This window comes from Pseudomonas sp. BYT-1, from assembly GCF_023611805.1.
Classification (GTDB): Bacteria; Pseudomonadota; Gammaproteobacteria; order Pseudomonadales; family Pseudomonadaceae; genus Aquipseudomonas; species Aquipseudomonas guariconensis.
The window spans coordinates 1,599,763-1,621,659 of the sequence record NZ_CP072559.1; the positions used below are offsets into that span (position 1 = coordinate 1,599,763).

A 21,897-nucleotide genomic window follows, 5' to 3' on the forward strand; every position below is an offset into this window, starting at 1 on the left:
TAGATGACAATTGACCACCTTAATGACCGTCTGGAGCGCTTGCTGAGTGAGCCTGTCGAAGCGATCCGCCGCCGCCAGTTCGAGACCCTTGACCAACTGCTGGGAGGGTTGGATAAACCCTTCATCCTGTTCGGTGCGGGCAACCTAGGGAAAAAGGCGCTCAAGGTGCTACAAGGCATGGGGCTGCATCCCCTGGCGTTCATCGACAACAACCCCAAACTCTGGGGCAGTGAGATACTTGGCTTGCAGGTGTATGGTCCGGCCCAATACGTGGAGCAGCACCCAGGTGAACTCCCAGGGCTGATCGCTACCATCTGGTGCGGGGAAGCCACAGACCGTATGCAAGATCGCCTCGGCCCGTTGCAGGCGTTGGGTTTCGAGCGTATCGCACTGTTCGGGCACTTGGCATGGCGCTATCCGCAAAGTTTCCTGCCGCACTATTCGCTCGACCTGCCCGAAAAAGTTGTCGCAAAAGCTGATGAAATCCGACAAGCCTACGCATTGCTCGGTGACGAGGCGTCACGGCAGCTGTTCGTCGATCATGTGCAATGGCGCTTGTTCCTCGACTACGACTTGCTGCCCCCGGCTTCGCCGCGGGCGATCTATTTCGATGCAGCGTTCTGCAATGAGCGGGCCGATGAGGTGGTCTATGACATCGGCGCATTCAACGGTGATTCCGTCGAAGGCTACTTGAACAGCGGGCGTCCGTTCAGCCAGATCCACTCCTTCGAACCCTCGTCGGCCAACTATGCGGCGTTGTGCGCCACACTAGCCAGGCTCGATGGGCGGGAACGCTTCTATGCTCATGCAATGGCGGTGGGCGATAGCCGTGGCGAAATATTCATCGAAGCCAGCGGCGGGCCTGCCGCTCGAGTCGGTAGCGGTAGCGAGCGCGTTGAGGTGACCACGCTCGACGATCTTGCTAAGGCCATTGCGGAGCCTACGTTCATCAAGATCGACATCGAAGGCTTTGAGCCGCAGTGTTTGGCGGGCGGCCAGCGCCTGATCAGTGAGCGCCATCCTGTTATTGCTGTGTGCGTGTATCACGAGCAGGAGCACCTCTGGAGCATCCTGCTGCAGTTGCACGGCTACTATCCGGGTTACCACTTCAGCCTTGGACCGCACCTTGCTGAAGGCTGGGATCTGGTTCTATACGCTGTGCCCGCAGACCGTCTTCCCTCCCAGTACAGTGCCGAGTAAAGCCCTATGCGCGTTGCCGACTATATCTTCCAATTCATTGCCGACCAGGGCATAGGGCATGTGTTTTTCCTCCCAGGCGGCGGTGCCATGCACCTGAACAACGCCTTGCTCCGTCAGCCGCGGCTGAGTGCGGTGAGCATGCTGCACGAGCAGGGTGCGGCCATTGCCGCCGAAGGTTATGCACGTACCTCCGGCCGCTTCGGCGCTTGCCTGGTCACCTCTGGGCCCGGTGCAACCAATGCTCTAACCGGCCTGGCCGGCGGCTGGTTCGAATCCACGCCGATGCTGTTCGTTTCAGGGCAGGTCAAGCGTGCAGACCTCAAGGGCGACACCGGCTTGCGCCAGCTCGGTACCCAGGAGCTGGACATCGTCAGTGTGGTCAGACCCTTGAGCAAGTACGCGGTCTGTTTGCTCGATCCCTCGCAGGTACGCTACGAGCTGGAAAAAGCCGTGTACCTGATGAACAGCGGGCGCAAGGGGCCGGTATGGCTGGATGTGCCCCTGGATGTGCAGGCTACCGAGATCGATCCCGCTCAATTGCAGGGCTACCAGCCGCCTGTCGGTGAGCTGGCGCAGCCCGATGGTGCGGCGTTGGCGCGCTTGGCGCAGCGCCTCAAGCAGGCACAGCGCCCGGTGTTGCTGGTAGGTAACGGCGTACACTGCGCTTCGGCCGAAGACAGCCTGCGCAATCTTGTCGAGCAACTTGGCATCCCGACGCTGACCACTTGGATCGGGGCTGACCTGCTGGAGTACGACCACCCGTTGTATTTCGGTCGTTGTGGGACGGTGGCTGCCCGAGGGGCAAATTTCACCGTGCAGAACGCTGACTTGGTGCTAGCCATCGGGTGCCGCATGGACTTCTCCATCACCGGCTTCAACCGTGCACAGTTTGCGCGGGCAGCCAGTATCGTGGTTGTGGATATCGACCCTGCCGAGATTGCCAAGCTCGGCGACATGCCGGACGAGCGCTTCATCTGCGATGCCAAAGCCTTCATCGATGGTCTGGCTCAAGCTACCGCTCAAGGGATGTATGCCTATCCCGCCTGGATTGAGCGTTGCACCGCCTGGAAGAACAGTTACCCGGTGGTGTTACCGGAGTACCGCAAGCCAAGCACTTATGTGAACACCTATGTATTCGCCGAAACTTTGTCGGATGCCATGGCGGAGGGCGACCAGATCATCCCGGGCAGTTCCGGCGCCGCGCTGGATACGTTCTGGCTGGCCGTGCGTCTGAAGCGTGGCCAGCGTGCGGTGGCTACAGGTGGTCTGGGCTCGATGGGCTACGGCCTGCCGGCATCGATCGGTGGCTGCTTAGGCAGCGGACGGCGCCGCACTATATCGGTGGACGGCGATGGCGGTTTCGTCATGAATATTCAGGAACTCGAAGTTGTCCGCCGGTTGCGTTTGCCAATCAAATATTTTGTCCTGAACAATAACGGCTACGCATCGATTCGTGCGTCTCAAGGTGGTTATTTCAAGGAGACGATTGGGTGCGACCCGGACTCTGGTCTGACTTTGCCTGACATTTCGGCGCTGGCCGCGGCCTTCGGTCTGCCGACCGTGCGAATCAACGGCGAAACTGATCTGCGGGCCACCTTGGACCAAGTGCTGGCGCAAGAAGGACCAGTGCTCTGCGAAGTGATGGTTGAACCGGACCAGGCTATCGGTCCGCGAGTGACCTCGCGTATCGGCCACAACGGTGTGATGGTCTCCAGACCCTTGGAGGACCTTTTCCCCTTCCTCGAGCCCGATGAGCTGCGGGCCAACATGTTGATTGCGCTAGTGGATGACTGACATGAGCGATTACCTGAGCCAGTACGCCGATGCCGGCCTATACACTATGCAAGGACGTCTTGGCGCGCCCGAGGGTGGGCGCTTCCAGTCGTTTCCCCGCGAGGGCTGGATGCGCGAAATAGAGAGTGTTCGCGAGGCCGGCCTGCGTGGCATCGAGTGGATCTACGACCTGTATGGCGAGGGGGCCAATCCTCTGGAGACAGCCGAAGGGCGTGCGCAACTACGTGAGGCACTGACGGCACATGAGGTCTCGGTGGTGTCGATCTGCGCCGACTATTTCATGGACTGCCCTCTGTTGCGTTGCAGTGACATCGAACACGAGGCCTTACTCGAGCGTTTGCGATGGCTGCTTGGGATCTGCCCGGAAATGGGCGTGACACGCGTAGTGCTGCCGTTTGTCGATGCTTCTAGTATGCGCACCGAGCAAGAGCGTGAGCAGATCATTGCCGCTCTGTGCAAGGTGCTACCTGACGCAGAGCGTCATGGCGTTGAGCTGCACTTGGAAACCGACCTGGCGCCTCAACCCTTCGCTACATTCCTCTCGCGGTTGCAGCACCCTCTAGTACTGGTCAACTACGATGCGGGCAATAGTGCCTCGCTGGGCTATTGCCCGCGTGAAGAATTTGCCGCCTACGGTGCACGCATCGGTAGCTTCCACATCAAGGACCGCCGGCTCGGTAGCAGCACCGTGCCGCTGGGGCAGGGTGATACCGACTTTGCCGAGTTACTCGAACAGCTGCGCCGCTTTGACTATCGCGGCGATTTTGTGCTGCAAGTCGCCCGTGGCGAGGCGGGTGACGAAGTGCGCTGGCTCGCGCAGATGGCAGACCTTGCCTGTCAGTGGCTGCGTGGCGTTGCCTTGCTTGAGAAAAAAGCGGAGGCGCGCTTATGAGAATCCTGTTCTGCGGCCTGGGCGGGATCGGCCAACGCCATCTGCGAAACTTACGTCAATTGCTTGGCGAGCGTTTGGAAGTGCATGCTTTCCGCGTACGTGGGCAGACGATCAAACTGCGTGACAACCTGACCGTTGACGAGGGGGCCAACCTCGAGACGGACTACGCCATTACCGTACATCGCGACCTGGATGCGGCCCTAGCGGCAGCGCCTGCGGCCGTATTCATCTGCAATCCCAATGCTCTGCACGTGCCGGTTGCCCTGGCCTGTGTCAAGGCCAACGTGCCGGTGTTCATGGAGAAACCGCTCGCCAGTGACCTGCACGGCGTTGCCGAGTTGCTCGCCGAAGTACGTCAGCGCCGTCTACTGTTCCACGTCGGTTACAACTTTCGCTTCCATCCCGGCCTGCAGCGCATGAAAGCGCTTTTCGACGGCGGTTTCTTCGGTCGTTTGCTTAGCGTGCGCGCTGAAATCGGTGAGTACCTGCCAAATTGGCACCGCTACGAAGACTATCGGCAAATGTACGCGGCGCGGGCCGATCAAGGCGGCGGTGTGGTGCTGTCGCAAATCCACGAGATGGACCTGCTTTATTGGTTCTTCGGATTGCCGCAGAGCATTACCAGCCACGGTGGCCAGTTGAGTGGTCTTGAGATTGACGTCGAAGACAGCGTGTCGTCGCTGCTTCGCTACCAGGGCGAGACGGGCCGTTTCCCGGTGCTGTTGCATCAGGACTTCCTGCAACGCCCCCCGGTTCGCCTGTTCAAAATTGCCGGTGATACTGGTATCGCTGAAATGGATCTGCTGGCCAATCGCTTGCGTGTATACGACGCCCAAGGCGAGCTCAGTGAGGAAGATACCTTCACCGGCTTCGTGCGCAACGACATGTTTCTGGCTCAAACCAGGCATTTCCTCGAGTGTCTGGCCAGCGGTGAACGGCCAGTCGTCGATCTGACCGACGGAGTGCAAAGCCTGCGTCTGGCTCTGGCCGCTTTAAAGTCGTTGAAGGCTCAACGGGAGGTCCGTCTGGATGAGGTGATGGTAGATGAGTGATATGCATGCCCTGTTCAGTCTTGCCGATCGCGTGGCGATCATCACTGGTGGCGCTGGGTTGCTCGGTTACCAGCATGCCGCCACCATCGCGAGCCTTGGCGGCCGGCCCGTGCTGCTTGACATCGACGCCCAAGGTTTGGCTCGCAACGCCGAGCGCCTGGACGAGGCATATGGTGTCGAAGCGTTCACCAAGGTCACTGACATAACCGATCTGCAGGGCGTGCAATCTGCCGCGTACGACGTGCAGCAGCGCTTAGGCCGTGTTGACATCCTGATCAACAACGCAGCCCGTAACCCCAAAGTGGAAAACACCGATGGTCAGGACTTCTCGCGCCTTGAGCATTTTCCATGGGAACAGTGGCGGCTGGATCTGGATGTCGGTCTGGGAGGGGCGTTCAATTGCGCCAAGGTATTCGGCAGCCTAATGGCGAGCCAGGGCCGGGGTGTGATCGTCAACATCGCCTCAGACCTTGGGGTCATTGCACCTGACCAGCGGCTATATCGGCTTGAGGATCGCGACGCCGACAACCAACCAGTCAAGCCGGTCACCTATTCAGTGGTCAAGCATGGCCTCATCGGTCTGACAAAGTACCTGGCTACCTACTGGTGCGAACAAGGTGTGCGTTGCAATGCCCTGTCGCCAGGAGGGGTATTCGCGGGACAGAACGATGTTTTCCTCAGTCGGCTGACCCAATTAATCCCCCTCGGGCGCATGGCTGAGGCCGATGAGTATCGCGGTGCAATCGCATTCCTCTGCTCGGACGCCTCTACCTACATGAACGGCGCAAACCTAGTGGTTGATGGAGGGCGAAGCACATGGTGAGCCCCTCCGACTTCATCGCTAGGGCCTGCATCTGCTGTGATAGCGTCCATTTGGACAAGTCCGCTGCGGTGTTGATGCCTTTCGTCGCCAAACGGGTATTCGATCACGAACCGGTGGAAATTACCGCCGAATGGGGTTTGCGCGACTTGCGCGTTGGGATGGCTTATACCCTGTGCAACTCCTTGCAATGCCAGGCTTGTGGTGCGCTGTTCCTCGATTACCGTTTCTCCGATGCCCAGATGGCAGCACTGTACAGCGGCTATCGGGGTGCTCAATACACCCGTGAGCGCGAACAGTACGAGCCGGGTTATGCTGCTATTGCCGAACACTATCAGGGCCGTGAGGCGTACATCGCCGATATCGAGCGCTGGCTTGCACCCCATCTGCCGGAGCGGCCCGCCGTACTGGACTGGGGTGGCGGTAGCGGCCTGAATACGCCGTTTCGGGGGCGACACAGTCTATTGCATGTTCATGATATTTCTGCCGTCGAACTAGCTGAAGGCGCCGAAGCCATTGGGCCGGAGCAATTGGCGCGTGGCCGCTACGATTTGATCACCTGTTGCCAAGTTCTCGAGCACGTACCGTCTCCCCGTGCTTTGATCAAGCAAATGCTGCCTGCCATGGACCGCGATACCTTGCTCTATCTTGAAGTACCGCATGAAGGGCTCATGCGTGAACGGCCTGGCAGCCTGGCGTTGGCTGCCAGCAAGCGTCACTGGCATGAACACATTAACTTCTTCACCGAGTTGGCGTTGCAGCGACTGATCGAGGGCTGTGGCCTGAAACGGGTGGATAGCCATCTATTGCCTGTTGATCTGGGGTGGCGTCAGGCTGAGGTGATAGGGGTGCTGGTGAGGTTGGCATGATGTTGAATGCTTTTGATCCGCGCAACGATGGACAGGTGCGTGAAGAGCTGTTGCGTTTGCCAGTGCTTGGCGAACTTCGCCAAGCACTGGAGGGACGGCACCTGCTGATTACTGGCGGGACTGGATTCTTCGGGCGTTGGCTCTTGGCACTGATAAACCTGCTAAATCATCAGGGGGCCACCATCGAGGTCACTCTGATTTCGCGCAATCCCAACGCTTTTTTGGCGATGTTGCCCGGTTATCGCGATTGTCCTTGGTTGAACTGGCTAACAACCGACATTCGTCATTTAAAAACATTGCCGGGGCGTCCGGTACAGATGATCGTGCACGCCGCGGCGGACACTTCGGCCGCTGCGCATGCGCGCCCCCTGGAGCTGCTGCAGACGCTCACCGAGGGTGCTTGTCGAGTGTTCGACCTGGCGGTCGACAGCGGCTGCGAGCGGGTGCTCATCACAGGTTCCGGCGCCCAGTACGGTGGGCTGCCCGATGGTCGAGGCGTTCGCGAAGATCACCCCGGTGCTTGTCCCAGCAACCAAGCCAGCAGCGCCTACGGCGAAGGCAAGCGTGTTCAGGAAACACTCGCCGCCTTGTACAGCCAGGTCCACGGTTTGCCAGTTGTCATGAGCCGTTGTTTCGCTTTCGCCGGACCGGGTTTGCCACTTGATGCGCATTTTGCCATCGGTAACTTCGTGCGTGATGCGCTGTTCGGTGAGCAGATCGTGCTCAATTCCAGTGGCGAGGCAGTCCGCAGTTATTTGCATGGTGCCGATCTTTCAGCCTGGCTGTTGTGGCTGCTTGTTCGCGGCGAACCCGGTCAAGCCTATAACGTCGGTTCTGACCACGCGGTGAGCATCGCCGAAGTGGCGGCCAGAGTTATCGCTCGAATCGCGCCACACAAGCCGCTGCGCATCCTGGGACGACCTGAGGGTGCGTCCAGGTCGTTTTACGTACCGGACATCAGCCGGGCCAGGGCTTTGGGACTGGAGGCTTGGACCACGCTGGACGAGTGTATCGACAGTATGGCCCGATGGGCGCGACCGCTTGGGCGTAATAGAAATTTTTAGATGTCTTGAACCATGCCCCCCCAATCTCAGGCCTATCCATTTCGCTCATGAGGCGATGCCGATGCGTGAACTTTTTTCCAAGCGTCCTCAGCCTTACTACATCTATATTTGGTCTTATGTCCGCAGTTCCGCCGGTATTCGGGTCATGCATATGCTCTGCGATGCACTCAACCGGTCCGGTCAGGAGGCCTATATTTGCTCTGACCAGGGACACCCCGAACTTCTCACTCCCTTCCTGAGCGAAGAGATTAAACGCCAGCACAAAGCGGTTGGGCTGGAGCCGATCGTCATTTACCCGGAGGTTGTCGATGGCAATCCGCTGCAGGGCAATGTGGTGGTTCGCTACCTGTTGAACCAGCCGGGTTTCATTCGCGGCACTGGCGATTATGGCGATAACGACATTCTCTATGCCTACACACGAGACCTAGTGCAACCAGGCATGTCGGCGGATCAGGTGCTGTTTTTGCCAGCGTTCGACCTGAGCATATTCCGTCCCGGTGATGACCCTGGAAAGCGCATCCCGGGTAAGGTCTGTTATTACCGCGGCCGGGGACAGCGAGCGATAGATCCCGCTTTGCTGCCAGAGGATGCGGTCGAAATCACGTCCACCTGGCCGGAGAGCTGGGAGGCGCTTTCCGATCTTTTCCAGCAATGTGAGTATTTCTACTGCGGTGAGTCTTCCGGCTTGGCGGCCGAAGCTGTGCTCTGCGGTTGCCTGGCGGTGGTGTTGCCAAGCGAGTGGGTGGCAAACAAGATTTCCATCCAGGAAAGCAAGAGTTATGGCGTGGCTTGGAGCCTGGAGCCCGAGGAGCTCGCTCGAGCCAGAAGTACCCTCGGGCTGGCGCGCGAGCGGCTGCTGCAGCAACAGAGAGAATTCTGGATTGCACTAGACCGCTTCATTGCCACTACCCAGGCAGCAGCGTGCGAGCTGCTGCCAGCTGAAACCGCGCAATCACCGACTGCCTGGTTGCAAGAACGTCAGCGAGCAGCCAAACGTCGTTTCGAGCTGATCACTAGCGATGAACGCGCGGCACTACCGGTACTGGAGATTCTGGTGCTCGATGAGGCTCCGGATTCTTCGGCATTGCTGCGTACCTTGGCCAGTCTTGACGGCTGCCCACTCGATACGCTGGCGGTGACGGTGTTGGCGCCGTCCTGGCGTGTTTGCGAAACCCGCGGTGTCGCCATGCGCCATGTGCATTGGCAAGGCGGGCTTGCTGGCGACATGCTCAATGCGCTGATAAAGCAGTCTGCGGCAGGCTGGCAGCTAATCGTGCGAGCTGGTGTGGCGTTCAGCCATGACGCCTTGTTGCTCATTTCCCGTGAGCTCGTTGGATTGTCGGACGAATGCAAGGCTCTTTACTTGGACGAGGTGTCTAGGGCGCCCAATGGCCGGCTTCAGCCGATGCTGCGTCCAGACCTGAACTTAGACTTGCTCCTGGGGTATCCGTACGGCATGTCGGCGCATTGGCTGCTGCGCCGTGAGGCGTTGCTGCAACTGGGCGGTTTCGATCCTAGGAGCGGCAAAGCTTTCGAGTTGGATTACCAATTGCGTCTACTTGAGCAGTTCGGGTTAGGTAGTGTCGTACATCTGGCCGAACCTCTACTTGTGCGGGAGCAGGCTCAGGCGCATATCTGTACCGACGAGCAGGCTGCAATCGAGCGTCATCTGCAGGCTCGCGGTTTCACTCAGGCGCAGGTTGTCGCCCACCAGGCAGGACACTATCACGTTGGTTATGGCAGCGACCTCCAGGCATCGGTGAGCATAGTGATTCCGCTTCGTGGGACGCTGGCGCAATTCCAGCGTTGCATCACTTCGCTGCTGGAGCGGACCCGACACCCGAGCCTGGAGATCTTGTTGATCGCTCCATTGGACTTGGATGCAGAAGTACACGCCTGGCTTGAGGCCGTCGAGCGAGTAGCTGGTGGTGTGATGCGTGTGTTGTCCTTCGCAGATGGGGTGCCGTGGCTGCGGCTATGCAATCTAGCGGCACAGGAGGCGCGCGGCGACTATCTGGTCTGGCTCGGCGCTTCGGTGGTGGAGCTGGGGAAGGACTGGCTGGATCATTTGTTAGATCATGCCGGACGCTCGGAAGTGGGCGTGGTAGGTGGCAAATTGTTGACTCCTTCCGGTGAGATCTACAACGCAGGCTACGTGTTGGGGCTCGGTGGCGTCGCCGGCCCGGCGTTCGAGGGCTTTGGCATGCAGGACACGGGTGACCTGCACCGCTTACAGGTGGCTCACTCTGTTTCGGCTCTCAGTCAGCAGTGCATGCTGTTACGTCGTGATTTGTTCCTGCAAGCGGGCGGCTTCGATGAGGACCCGTTGTTCGCTCGCTGGGCTGATGTCGACCTATGCCTCAAACTGCAGCAGGCTGGATATCTCAATATTTTCACCCCTTGGACGCAGCTGGTCGTGGAGCCTGCGGCAACCGACGCGGGCACGGAGGATGAGCAAGCGGTCATGTATCGGCGCTGGTTGCCGGTGTTGGCAAAAGACCCCGCCTACAACCGCGGCTTCTCGCTGGTGAGGGCCCAAGGTTTCAGGGTTGCCTCAGGGCAATGTATACGTCGCCCAGATGTGGGGCGGACGGTATTACCCAAAGTGATCGCGCATCCCGGAGGCTTTGCTGAGAATGCTTGGCTGCGCACCGTTCATCCATTCGACGCTTTACGCGAAAGCGGCGTGATCGACGGAATGGTGAGTATGCAACCGCTATCGGTGGTGGAGCTGGAGCGGGTGCAGCCTGATGTCATCGTCATGCACCAGCACCTGAGCGAGACACGCTTGTCAGCTATGCAACAGATGCACATGTTCTCGCGCGCATTCAGAGTGTTGGACCTGGGGCACACCCTGGTGCCGCCACTTCGGGGAAGCCGTCTGGTTCAGGCCAGGGATATGCTCGGATATTTGCATCGGGGGCTTACCCATATCGACCGCCTGATTGTGGCCACGCCAGCGATGGCGGAGCTTTATGCTGGCCTGCATGGTGATATCCAGGTATTGCCAACGCGTTTGCCGGCGTCCGTTTGGAGAGGGGTGTCGGGCCTACGGCGGGTATCGGCTCGACCACGTGTTGGTTGGATAGGCGATGGTTCGGGGATGGGGGATTTGACGCCGATTCTGGAAGTGATCAAGGCATTGGCGGATGAAGTGGATTGGGTGTTTTACGGCTACTGCCCGGAAGAGCTGCGCGGCTGTGTGCGGCATTTTCAGCCTATGGTAGTGCAAGCAATGTACCCCGCGATGTTGGCCGGATTGAATCTGGATCTGGCGTTGCTGCCGCGTGAGCAGAATATGTTCAATGACCTTAATAGCGACGTGCGGCTACTGCAGTTGGGCGCTTGCGGTGTGCCCGTCATCTGCACCGATGCGCCCAGCTACCAATCGTATGCTGGTTACCCCTTCAAACGCGTGCCCAACCAGACGCAAGCATGGCTAGAGGCTATCCGGCTTCATCTGTCGGACTTGGATGCTTGCGCCATGCTAGGGGATGCGTTACGCGATGCGGTCTTGGCCGATGGACTGATTGAAGGTGTCACTTTACAGGCTTGGCGCGACGCCTGGCTCCCCACTTAAGATGTGAGCATCGGGCGCGGCATTGCCGCGTCCGATGCTTTGGTCGTATAACCGTGACTTGGCAGTCGAAACGTGCATCTCTAATCTATTCAGTCTGCGGGCAGCCACGTCGACGAGGCTTGCACGGCCTGCATTGCAGGGCCAATCCCGCACTATCCGCCATGTCTACCGGGAAGCCACAATGATTGGCATTAAAAGCATCGCCAGTTACGTACCTGTGGAGGGCGTCGACAATTACGCCCAAGGTGCGAAATTCGGCAAAGATCAAGATTTCATTTTCGGCAAGATCGGCTCGACTTTCTTGCCGCGCAAGGACGCCTCGCAGGAAACCTCCGATCTGTGTGTCGAGGCCGCCAAGGCGTTGTTTGCAGCCAATCCGAGGTTCGACCCCGCTAGCATCGAAGCGCTGATTGTCGTCACTCAGAACGGCGACGCTGAAGGGCTGCCGCACACCGCGGCTATCGTCCAGCAAAAGCTCGGACTGCCGACCCACATCGCAGCGTTCGACATTTCGCTGGGTTGCTCCGGCTATGTTTACGGCATCTATGCCCTGAAGGGGTTCATGGAGGCGGCAGGTCTGAAGAATGGGTTGCTGATCACCGCCGACCCCTATTCGAAGATTGTCGACCCGGAAGACCGTAACACCACCATGCTGTTCGGTGATGCCGCCACGGCGACTTGGATGGGTGAAGATGCGAGCTGGCAACTGGGCAAGTCGCTATTCGGCAGTGATGGGGCAGGGGCAGAGCATCTGCGTACGACCGACGGCAAATTCTTCATGAACGGTCGCCAAGTCTATAACTTTGCACTGGTCAAGGTTCCGGCGCACCTGCAACAGTTGCTCGAGGCGAGCGGGTTGCAGGCTGACGATATCGATCTCTACTGTTTGCATCAGGGCAGTGCTGCGATCGTCGATGCTGTTTCTCAGCGTTTCAATGAGGGCAAGCAGCGCGAGAAGTTTGTCAAGGACATGGTCGAGACGGGCAATACGGTCTCCTCAAGCATCCCGCTCTTGCTGGAGAAATACGTGCTGAATTCGCCATGCAAGCGTGTCGCACTTAGTGGCTTCGGTGTAGGCCTATCGTGGGGGTCTGCCATCCTTGAGCGTAACGACTAAGGGGTAGTGGCATGAAAAAGCGCTGACCGGGTTCCGGTCGGCGCTTTTTATTTTTAACGGCGATTTTCTGGCGTCAACTGCTTGATTTCATTGGGCTGGCATGGTGCCAGCAAAAAAAAACGAAAAAGGCCCTAAAGCAAACTGCCCTGACGACGATAAACATTACGAAGGTTCTCTAGGCCACACCCCCGGCGAATTGCCAAGGCCGGAAGCCGTAGTACCCAATCCAACGAGGAATTCGTCATGGCTTTGACCGTTAACACCAACACTACCTCTCTGGGCGTTCAGAAGAACCTGAACCGTGCTTCCGACGCACTGAGCACTTCGATGACCCGTCTGTCCTCCGGCCTGAAAATCAACAGCGCCAAAGACGACGCCGCTGGCCTGCAGATCGCTACCCGCATGACTTCGCAGATTCGCGGTCAGACCATGGCGATCAAGAACGCCAACGATGCCATCTCCATCGCTCAGACTGCTGAAGGTGCGATGCAGGAGCAGACCAACATTCTGCAGCGTATGCGTGAACTGGCTGTTCAGGCTCGAAACGACTCCAACAGCGACAAAGACCGTGAGGCTCTGGACAAAGAGTTCCAGTCGATGCTGAAAGAGATCGACCGTATCGCCAACAGCACCCAGCTGAACGGCAAGAACCTGCTGGATGGCACCTCTGGCGTCATGACCTTCCAGGTTGGCTCGAACACCGGTAGCGACAACCAGATCACCATCAGCCTGAGCTCGGCGATGAAGACCACTGGCACCGGCGCTGCACTGACCGGTCTGGCTGGCAAGGCTATCACCGGTACCACTGGTACTGGTACCGGTAGCATGGAGGCCAACTACACTGCGGCCCTGAGCGCAATCGATGACGCTCTGCAAGCGATCAACACCACTCGTGCTGATCTGGGTGCTTCCCAAAACCGTCTGACCAGCACCATCAACAACCTGCAGAACATCAACGAGAACGCCGAAGCTGCTCGTGGCCGTGTACAGGACACCGACTTCGCTGCTGAAACTGCCCAGCTGACCAAGCAGCAGACCCTGCAGCAGGCTTCCACCTCGGTTCTGGCCCAGGCCAACCAGCTGCCGTCGGCAGTCCTGAAGCTGCTGGGCTAATCTGCCTGACAGTTGTCGGCGGGGGAGTGCACCTGTGGCGCTTCCCCGCCTTTTCATTGTGAGGTGGTGACGATGGACATGAGCCTCAAGCTGAACCTGTCCTATCAGGCGACACGCCAAACCGAGCAGGTCGACGAAAAGCCGGTTGTCCGGCCTATAGAAGTTTCCGACGACGCTAAGAAGGGCGACCCCGTCAAGGTGCAGGGCGTCGACGATGTGAAGAATGCCGTCGCGGAAATCGAAAAATTTTTGAAAGAAACCCGACGTAACCTGGAATTCTCTACTGATGAAGAATCCGGCAAAATCGTGGTCAAGGTCATTGCCAGCGACAGTGGTGAGCTGATCCGTCAGATTCCCTCGGAAGAGGCCCTGCGAATAGCCCATAGTCTGAGCGATGTCAAAAGTGTTCTGTTCGACGCCAAGGTTTGACCGGCGGCGAGCAATTGATGTGAATCATGTTGGTTCTGCGGAGCAGGATTGACGCGTTGACGAGAGGGACAACAGCATGGCAAGCCCGATTACATCCAGCGTAGGTTTGGGTTCTGGTCTCGACATTGGTGCGATGGTCAAGGCGCTAGTGGGCGCTGATACTGCCGCCAAGCAAGCGCAGATCGCCCGGCAGACTAGCAACAATAGCGCGATGATCTCGGGTATTGGCTCGCTGCGCAGTGCCCTCACGGCGTTCCAGGACGCCATGAAGAAGCTCAACGACAGCAATGCTCCGTCCTTCAATGCCTTTATGGCCAAATCGGCGAACGAGTCGGTGGTCAAGGTCACGTCAAGCAACAGTGCAGTGGCCGGTAGCTATGACATCGCGGTGAAACAGCTAGCCACCAGCTCCAAGGTTGCCAGTGCGAGCCAAGCGGGCGGCGCCAGTACGCCAATCACGGCCGGCCAGATGGTCATTAGTCAAGGTGCTAGCGGTAAGACCTACAAACTCGACATTGCCGATGGCGCTACGCTGCAGAGCGTTCGCGATCAGATCAATAAGGAGTTGGGGGCGAGCGGCATCTCCGCCAACATCATCAACGAGAGTGGCGGTTCGAGACTGGTCCTCAGTTCCACCACCACAGGGGCAAACACCGATCTCTCCGTTTCTGGCATACCCGAGCTTATCATCGATGGCGGAACGCAGATGTCGGGCGATGGTGCGGGCTTCATCACTGCCAAGGCACAGGATGCAGAGCTGACCATCGACGGTTTGACCGTTAAGAGCGCGACCAACAAAGTTGAGGGCGCCATCAGTGGTCTGACCCTGGAGCTCACGGGCGTCAGTGCCAAGGATGCCAGCAACAACGCAACGCCAACGGCGCTGACGGTCTCTGCTGATAACGATGGGCTTAAGAAATCGGTCCAGAGTTTTGTGGATGCCTACAACACCTTGCAGAAGGCCATCACCGATCTGACCTCGCCCACCAAAAACACCGATGGTACAGTGAAATCGCTTGGTCCCTTGACCAACGACCCGACTACACGTTCCTTGCTTGCGGACATGCGTAAGGTGCTTGCTGAGGTTGGGGCGGGCGACAAGCTGACTACCCTAAGTCAGCTGGGTGTCAATACTACGAAGGACGGCACTCTCGAATTCAACAGTGTCAAGTTCAGCGCGGCAATGAACGACAAGAAGCTTGGTACTGAGGTGCAAGAGCTGTTCACGGGTACCAACGGCATTTTTGAGCGGATGAACAAGGCCATTGACCCGTACAACGCCACCGATGGCAGCTTAGCGACTCGTAAGTCCAATCTCGACAAGGCTGCCAAGAACCTCAGCGACCAGCAGGCTGCATTGGATCGTCGTACTGAGTCCTTGACCGAGTCCCTGACCAAGAAATTCGTCGCCCTGGACACCGCCCTGGGCAAGATGAAAGCCCAAGCCGACCAGATCACCTCGATCTTCGAAGCGATCAACGCCCAGGCCAAGAAGTCCTGATCCTTTCAGGCGGACACTAAAAAGCCCGGCGGCGTCTACAGGATGCCCCGGGCTTCTGGCTTTATAGCTAAAGTTCTTTGACGCCGCGACGATACACAGGTATACGCAACCTTTTTCGCTGCAACGAGGTAGATCCATGAACCCGATGTTGGCCCTCCGGCAATACCAGAAAGTCAATGGTGTGGCGCAGACCTCCGTGGCCAGTCCGCACCGTCTGGTACAAATGCTCATGCAGGGTGGTCTCGATCGTCTTGCCCAGGCCAAGGGCGCCATGGCGCGCAACGACGTCCCTCAGCGCGGCATTCTGATCGGCAAGGCCATCGACATCATCGGCGGGTTGCGCGAAGGTTTGGACCTTGAAAACCATGCCGACAGCCTCACCGATCTGGACAACCTGTACAGCTACATGAGCCGTCGCCTGGTCGAAGCCAACGTCAAGAACGATCCGGCGATCATTGATGAGGTGGCGCGTCTGCTCATCACGGTCAAGGAAGGCTGGGACGCGATCGGCGATCAGCAGCCGGCAGACTGATTCGGGAGAGGTTGCAATGAGCGAGGTGATCGAGCGTATCGAGCAGACCCGTGAGGCGCTGCTGGCGGCATTGGATAGTCGTGATTGGGATGCGATCGGCGAGCTCGACTTGGAGTGCCGAATTTGCGTCGATGACGTGCTGGCGGAGGCCTCGCTCAACGAAGATGCGGTAAAGGGCAGCCTAGAGCAGTTGCTGGGCGTTTATCGGCAACTTATTGATATTGCAAGTGGCGAACGTCAATCGATAGTCGACGAGATGACGCAGATTCGTCAGGCGAAAAATGCCGCAAAGGTATACCATCTCTTCAGTTGACGCTGGAGGGGTGCAAAAAATCGCGCGCCATTAATTTGACTGTGTGCGTTTTTTTGACTTAACTAGTGACTGTTTTCGCAAAATCAGACGTCCGAGCACTGATCATTCAGTCGGAATGATGTCGAGCACGCCTGCGGGCGTCGAAATGACTAGGGAAGTTGCTAACGCATGTGGCGTGAAACCAAGATCCTCCTGATCGATGACGACAGCGAACGCCGCCGCGATCTGGCGGTGGTCCTGAATTTTCTAGGCGAAGAAAACCTCTCCTGCTCCAGCCATGATTGGCAGCAGGCGGTTGCTTCTTTGTCGTCGAGTCGCGATGTGCTGTGCGTACTGATCGGGACCGTGAATGCTCCGGCGGGTGTCCTTGGGCTGCTTAAGACAGTGGCTGCATGGGATGAGTTCCTTCCGGTTCTGCTTTTAGGTGAAATTTCTTCTGCGGACTTCCCGGAAGACCTACGCCGTCGCGTTCTGTTCAATCTCGAAATGCCGCCGAGCTATAGCCAGTTGCTCGATTCGCTGCACCGTGCCCAGGTCTATCGTGAAATGTACGACCAGGCCCGCGAGCGCGGCCGCCAGCGCGAACCCAATCTGTTCCGCAGCCTGGTCGGCACCAGCCGTGCCATCCAGCATGTGCGCCAGATGATGCAGCAAGTGGCCGATACCGATGCCAGCGTGCTGATTCTCGGTGAGTCCGGCACTGGCAAGGAGGTGGTGGCGCGCAACCTGCACTACCACTCCAAACGCCGCGAAGCGCCGTTCGTGCCGGTCAACTGCGGGGCGATTCCGGCCGAGTTGCTCGAGAGCGAGTTGTTCGGGCATGAGAAGGGCGCCTTCACCGGGGCCATCACCAGCCGCGCCGGGCGTTTCGAGCTGGCCAACGGCGGGACCTTGTTCCTCGACGAGATCGGCGACATGCCGCTGCCGATGCAGGTCAAGCTGCTGCGTGTGCTGCAAGAGCGCACCTTCGAGCGGGTCGGTAGCAACAAGACCCAGAGCATTGATGTACGCATCATTGCCGCGACCCACAAGAACCTCGAGACCATGATCGAGGAAGGGACCTTCCGCGAAGACCTGTACTACCGCTTGAATGTCTTCCCCATCGAAATGGCGCCGCTGCGTGAGCGAGTCGAGGATATTCCGCTGTTGATGAACGAGCTGATCTCGCGCATGGAGCACGAGAAGCGCGGCTCGATCCGTTTCAACTCAGCATCGATCATGTCCCTGTGCCGTCACGGTTGGCCGGGGAACGTCCGTGAGCTGGCCAATCTGGTCGAGCGCATGGCGATCATGCATCCGTACGGGGTGATCGGGGTTTCCGAGTTGCCAAAGAAATTCCGTTACGTCGATGACGAAGACGAGCAGATGGTCGACAGCCTGCGCAGCGATCTGGAAGAACGTGCGGCGATCAACGGTCACGCGCCAAGCTTCTCCGGCAGCGCCATGCTCCCGCCAGAAGGGTTGGACCTGAAGGATTATCTGGGCAACCTCGAGCAGGGCCTGATCCAGCAGGCATTGGACGACGCCAACGGTATCGTCGCGCGAGCCGCCGAGCGCTTGCGTATCCGCCGCACCACGCTGGTGGAAAAGATGCGCAAGTACGGCATGAGCCGTCGAGAAGGTGACGATCAGGCAGAAGGTTGACGCCTTCTGCTTTTCTACAAGCGGGGCTGCTTTGCAGCCTTCGCGCCGGCAAGCCCTCTGCAGCCGGGTGGTGCAACGCCGCCTTGCGATGAAGGTCGCGGCATTTCCTTATACCCGGCACGGCTATTGCTACACCGCTGGCAACACACCGTTTTTATGACGGTCAGCCACGCGAGAGAGCATGATGCCCCAGGTCGCCCACATCTCCCGAACCCCCGACGCGCACGGCCGCACCTCGGTCGAGCAGGAAAGCCGTCAGGGCCTGGAGCAGGCGTTCGCCCTGTTCAATCAGGTTTCTGATCAGCTCAGTGAGTCCTACAGCCTGCTCGAAGCTCGGGTAAGCCAGCTCAAGGGTGAATTGGCCGTGGTCAGTGCTCAGCGCATGGCCGAGCTGGATGAAAAAGAGCGCCTGGCCAATCGTTTGCAGAACCTGCTCGACCTGCTGCCCGGCGGGGTGATCGTCATCGACGATCAGGGGTATGTGCGCGAGGCCAACCCGGCGGCATGCGAGTTGCTGGGCGAGCCATTGGTCGGAGAGCTCTGGCGCCAAGTGATCGCCCGCAGCTTCGCTCCGCGCAAGGATGACGGCCATGAAATCTCGTTGCGTGACGGCCGGCGTCTGTCCATCGCAACGCGCTCGCTCGATGCCGAGCCCGGGCAACTGGTGCTGCTCAACGACCTGACCGAAACCCGCCGCCTGCAAGATCAACTGGCCCGCCATGAGCGATTGTCGTCGCTGGGGCGCATGGTCGCTTCACTCGCCCATCAGATCCGCACGCCATTGTCGGCGGCGATGCTCTATGCCGGCCATTTGGCCGACGCAGAAAAAGAATTGCCCAAAGAAACCCGCCAGCGCTTCGCCGGCAGCCTCAAGGAGCGCCTGCACGAGCTGGAGCATCAGGTCCGTGACATGCTGGTGTTCGCTCGCGGCGAACTGCCGCTGGGCGACCGCATGAGCCCCAAGGCTTTGTTCCAGGCGTTGCAGCAGGCAGCCCAAACCCATGTCCAAGGCCATAGCGTGCGCTGGCAATGCGACAGCCATCTCGGTGAGCTGCTGTGCAATCGCGACACCTTGGTGGGCGCCTTGCTCAATCTGATCGAAAACGCCTTGCAAGCCAGCACCGGGCCGGCGCGCCTGAAGGTGCACCTGTACCGGCGCGATCAGGCCCTGCACTTGTGCATCAGCGATGCCGGCTGTGGCATCGAGGCCGATCTGCTAGCGCGCTTGGGCGAGCCCTTCCTGACTACCAAGTCCACCGGCACCGGCTTGGGGTTGGCGGTGGTCAAGGCTGTCGTGCGGGCGCACCAGGGTAGTCTGCGGCTGCGCTCGAAGGTCGGCCGAGGAACGTGTGTGGACGTGGTGCTGCCGTTGATCGGCGGGCCGGCGATGGGGGAGGCGTGATGACGATCAAGGTGTTGCTGGTCGAGGACGATCGTGTCCTGCGCCAGGCCTTGGGCGATACCCTGGAAATCGGCGGTTTCGCCTACCGTGCGGTGGGCAGTGGCGAGGAGGCGCTCGAGGCAGTGGCTGGCGAGTCCTTCAGCCTGGTGGTCAGCGATGTGAACATGCCGGGCATGGATGGGCACCAGTTGCTGGCTCAGCTGCGTACCCAGCATCCTCAATTGCCGGTGTTGCTGATGACTGCCCACGCCGCGGTGGAGCGTGCCGTGCAGGCCATGCGCCAGGGCGCTGTCGATTACCTGGTCAAGCCGTTCGAGCCCAAGGCGCTGCTGAGCCTGGTGGAGCGTCATGCCGCCGGGCGCGTGGGCGGTGCCGATGAAGAGGGGCCGGTCGCCTGTGAGCCTGCCAGCCGGCAATTGCTGGAGCTGGCCGCGCGTGTGGCGCGCAGTGATTCGACCGTGCTGATTTCCGGCGAGTCCGGGACCGGCAAGGAAGTGCTGGCGCGCTATATCCATCAGCAATCGCCGCGCGCGGCGCAGCCCTTCGTGGCGATCAATTGCGCAGCCATTCCCGACAATATGCTCGAAGCCACGTTGTTCGGCCATGAGAAAGGCGCCTTCACGGGGGCCATTGCCGCCCAGGCCGGCAAGTTCGAGCAGGCCGATGGCGGCACTTTGTTGCTCGACGAGATTTCCGAAATGCCCCTGGGCTTGCAGGCCAAGCTTCTGCGCGTGCTGCAGGAGCGTGAGGTGGAGCGGGTGGGTGGGCGCAAGCCGATCGCCCTGGACATCCGCGTGCTGGCGACCACCAACCGAGACTTGGCCGAGGAGGTCGCCGCCGGGCGCTTCCGTGAGGACCTCTACTATCGCCTGTCGGTGTTCCCGCTCGCCTGGCGCCCGCTGCGCGAGCGCAGCGCCGACATTCTGCCGCTGGCTGAGCGCCTGTTGGCGCGCCATGTGGCCAAGATGAAGCATGCCCCGGTGCGGTTGTCCGCCGAGGCGCGAGCCTGCCTGCAAGGGCATCCGTGGCCGGGTAATGTGCGCGAGCTGGACAACGCTTTGCAGCGCGCCTTGATCCTGCAGCAGGGTGGGGTGATCGAGGCGGCGGATTTCTGTCTGGCCGGTGCCATTGCCTTGTCGGTACCTGCGGTGGCCGTGAGCGAGGTACCTGCCGAATCCGGGGGGCTGGGCGATGACATGCGTCGCCATGAGTTCCAGATGATCATCGACACCCTGCGCGCCGAGCGTGGCCGCCGCAAGGAAGCCGCCGAGCGCTTGGGTATCAGTCCGCGGACACTGCGCTACAAGCTTGCGCAGATGCGTGATGCGGGGTTCGACGTCGAAGCCAGCCTGTACGGCTGAAACCAGTTTTAAAGGTCGCATGCAGGGCTGGCACTCTTGTTGCTAGTTCCAGCCCATTCGCTGCATGAGCGTCAAAAAAATGCGGCCGCCGGAGAGAAGAAGTCCATGACCCAAGGTGTTGAATTCAATCGTCTGATGCTGGACATGCGGGCCATGCAGGCCGAAGCCATGTCCCAGTCCAAGGTCGCTGCCGCGCCTGAACTGGCCCCTGGCCAGAGCAGCTTTGCCGACATGCTCGGCCAGGCCATCGGCAAGGTCAATGAGGTACAGCAGGCCTCGACCCAGCTGTCCAACGCCTTCGAGATCGGCAAGAGCGGTGTTGACTGCGGATTCCACGCCATCCGGCCACCCAGTCCACTCTCATCTGGCCAGGCATTCCACGGCCATCTGGCCACCTGTTCCACGGCCATCCGGCCGGGCAGTCGGAGCGCAGCGACGCAGGGGTTGCATTGTTAGTCTGAGGCGCTCGGTGTCGTCAATTTCTTCGTCTGTTTGCGCATCGATTCCCCCTTCAGATTGATCCGATAAGCGTTGTGCACCAGGCGGTCGAGGATGGCATCGGCCAGGGTCGGATCGCCGATCAGTTCGTGCCAGTTGTCCACCGGCATCTGGCTGGTGACCAGGGTCGAGCGCTGGCCGTAGCGATCATCCAGTAGCTCCAGCATGTCGCGACGCTGTTCGGCGGTGAACGGGGCCAGACCCCAGTCATCGAGGATCAGCAGGTCGGTCTTGGCGTAGCTGCTCATCAGCTTGGCGAAGCGCCCGTCGCCGTGAGCCAGGCCCAACTCCTCCAGTAGGCGCGGCAAGCGCAGGTAACGCACGCTGTAGCCCTCTCGGCAGGCCTGGTGGGCCAGGGCGCAGGCCAGCCAGGTTTTGCCCACGCCGGTGGGGCCGCCGATAATCAGGTTGAGGCCGTCGCGTAGCCACTGGCCGCCGCTCAGTTGCAGGATCAGCGCCTTATCCAGCCCGCGCGGGCTGCGGTAGTCGATGTCTTCGAGGCAGGCGTTGTGCTTGAGCCGGGCCTGGCGCAGGCGGCTGCTCAGGCGCTTGTCGTCGCGTTCAGTCAGCTCGCGGTCGACCAGCAGGCCGAGGCGTTCCTCGAAGCTCAGGCTGTCGATGTCCGGGGTTTTCAGTTGTTCGTTCAGCGCCTTGAGCATGCCGTGCAGGCGCAGGGTTTGCAGCTTGTCCAGGGTCGGATGGGGCAGCATGGTGAG

18 protein-coding genes and 1 pseudogene are annotated in these 21,897 nt (G+C 59.7%); 18 read left to right on the forward strand and 1 reads right to left on the reverse strand.

Going from position 1 to position 21,897, the window contains the following annotated elements; genetic code table 11:
- Positions 1-3 precede the first annotated feature (3 nt).
- From J5X93_RS07300 to J5X93_RS07385, 18 genes and pseudogenes are all read left to right on the forward strand, one after another.
- Positions 4-1,200 carry an FkbM family methyltransferase gene (locus J5X93_RS07300; RefSeq protein ID WP_182941497.1) on the forward strand — a complete coding sequence of 399 codons (1,197 nt, stop codon included), beginning with the start codon at positions 4-6 and terminating at the stop codon, positions 1,198-1,200.
- A gap of 6 nt (positions 1,201-1,206) precedes the next feature.
- Complete coding sequence (locus tag J5X93_RS07305; protein WP_182941495.1) at positions 1,207-2,994, forward strand: thiamine pyrophosphate-binding protein; 1,788 nt, start codon at positions 1,207-1,209, stop codon at positions 2,992-2,994.
- Between the two features lies 1 nt (position 2,995).
- Positions 2,996-3,886 carry a sugar phosphate isomerase/epimerase family protein gene (locus J5X93_RS07310; protein ID WP_197971507.1) on the forward strand — a complete coding sequence of 297 codons (891 nt, stop codon included), beginning with the start codon at positions 2,996-2,998 and terminating at the stop codon, positions 3,884-3,886.
- Positions 3,883-4,938 carry a Gfo/Idh/MocA family protein gene (locus tag J5X93_RS07315; RefSeq protein WP_182941491.1) on the forward strand — a complete coding sequence of 352 codons (1,056 nt, stop codon included), beginning with the start codon at positions 3,883-3,885 and terminating at the stop codon, positions 4,936-4,938. Before J5X93_RS07310 ends, J5X93_RS07315 begins: the two co-directional genes overlap by 4 nt.
- On the forward strand, positions 4,931-5,761 hold the full coding sequence (locus J5X93_RS07320) for an SDR family oxidoreductase (protein ID WP_182941489.1): 831 nt from the start codon (positions 4,931-4,933) through the stop codon (positions 5,759-5,761). Before J5X93_RS07315 ends, J5X93_RS07320 begins: the two co-directional genes overlap by 8 nt.
- A 74-nt stretch (positions 5,762-5,835) precedes the next feature.
- Complete coding sequence (locus tag J5X93_RS07325; RefSeq protein ID WP_250034608.1) at positions 5,836-6,627, forward strand: class I SAM-dependent methyltransferase; 792 nt, start codon at positions 5,836-5,838, stop codon at positions 6,625-6,627.
- Positions 6,624-7,691: an NAD-dependent epimerase/dehydratase family protein gene (locus J5X93_RS07330; RefSeq protein WP_232092047.1), complete on the forward strand. Its 1,068-nt coding sequence runs from the start codon at positions 6,624-6,626 to the stop codon at positions 7,689-7,691. The genes J5X93_RS07325 and J5X93_RS07330 overlap by 4 nt, the downstream gene beginning before the upstream one ends.
- A gap of 61 nt (positions 7,692-7,752) precedes the next feature.
- On the forward strand, positions 7,753-11,271 hold the full coding sequence (locus tag J5X93_RS07335; RefSeq protein WP_182941485.1) for a glycosyltransferase: 3,519 nt from the start codon (positions 7,753-7,755) through the stop codon (positions 11,269-11,271).
- 181 nt (positions 11,272-11,452) lie between these two features.
- Positions 11,453-12,388, forward strand: a complete 936-nt coding sequence (locus J5X93_RS07340; RefSeq protein WP_182941483.1) for a ketoacyl-ACP synthase III — start codon at positions 11,453-11,455, stop codon at positions 12,386-12,388.
- Positions 12,389-12,631: 243 nt separating this feature from the next.
- Positions 12,632-13,501, forward strand: a complete 870-nt coding sequence (locus J5X93_RS07345) for a flagellin domain-containing protein (RefSeq protein WP_182941481.1) — start codon at positions 12,632-12,634, stop codon at positions 13,499-13,501.
- A gap of 72 nt (positions 13,502-13,573) precedes the next feature.
- The gene (locus tag J5X93_RS07350; protein ID WP_182941479.1) at positions 13,574-13,930 is read left to right on the forward strand and encodes a flagellar protein FlaG; all 357 of its coding nucleotides are present in this window, start codon (positions 13,574-13,576) and stop codon (positions 13,928-13,930) included.
- 76 nt (positions 13,931-14,006) lie between these two features.
- A complete protein-coding gene (fliD, locus tag J5X93_RS07355; RefSeq protein ID WP_182941477.1) occupies positions 14,007-15,431 on the forward strand; it encodes a flagellar filament capping protein FliD in 1,425 nt (474 codons plus the stop codon).
- Between the two features lie 136 nt (positions 15,432-15,567).
- Entirely contained in the window at positions 15,568-15,963 is a 396-nt protein-coding gene (gene fliS / locus J5X93_RS07360; protein WP_043210879.1) for a flagellar export chaperone FliS, read from the forward strand.
- A 16-nt stretch (positions 15,964-15,979) separates the two neighbouring features.
- On the forward strand, positions 15,980-16,276 hold the full coding sequence (locus J5X93_RS07365) for a flagellar protein FliT (protein WP_043210877.1): 297 nt from the start codon (positions 15,980-15,982) through the stop codon (positions 16,274-16,276).
- 168 nt (positions 16,277-16,444) lie between these two features.
- Positions 16,445-17,920, forward strand: a complete 1,476-nt coding sequence (fleQ, locus tag J5X93_RS07370) for a transcriptional regulator FleQ (protein WP_070571546.1) — start codon at positions 16,445-16,447, stop codon at positions 17,918-17,920.
- A 184-nt stretch (positions 17,921-18,104) separates the two neighbouring features.
- Positions 18,105-19,322 carry a sensor histidine kinase gene (locus J5X93_RS07375; protein ID WP_182943357.1) on the forward strand — a complete coding sequence of 406 codons (1,218 nt, stop codon included), beginning with the start codon at positions 18,105-18,107 and terminating at the stop codon, positions 19,320-19,322.
- Positions 19,322-20,683: a sigma-54-dependent transcriptional regulator gene (locus J5X93_RS07380; RefSeq protein ID WP_090345482.1), complete on the forward strand. Its 1,362-nt coding sequence runs from the start codon at positions 19,322-19,324 to the stop codon at positions 20,681-20,683. The genes J5X93_RS07375 and J5X93_RS07380 overlap by 1 nt, the downstream gene beginning before the upstream one ends.
- Before the next feature lie 105 nt (positions 20,684-20,788).
- Positions 20,789-21,007 (forward strand): annotated as a pseudogene (locus J5X93_RS07385) (flagellar hook-basal body complex protein FliE); the annotation flags it as partial.
- Positions 21,008-21,135: 128 nt separating this feature from the next.
- Here J5X93_RS07385 and istB read toward each other — a convergent pair.
- Positions 21,136-21,891, reverse strand: a complete 756-nt coding sequence (gene istB, locus J5X93_RS07390; protein WP_250034212.1) for an IS21-like element helper ATPase IstB — start codon at positions 21,889-21,891, stop codon at positions 21,136-21,138.
- Positions 21,892-21,897 lie beyond the last annotated feature (6 nt).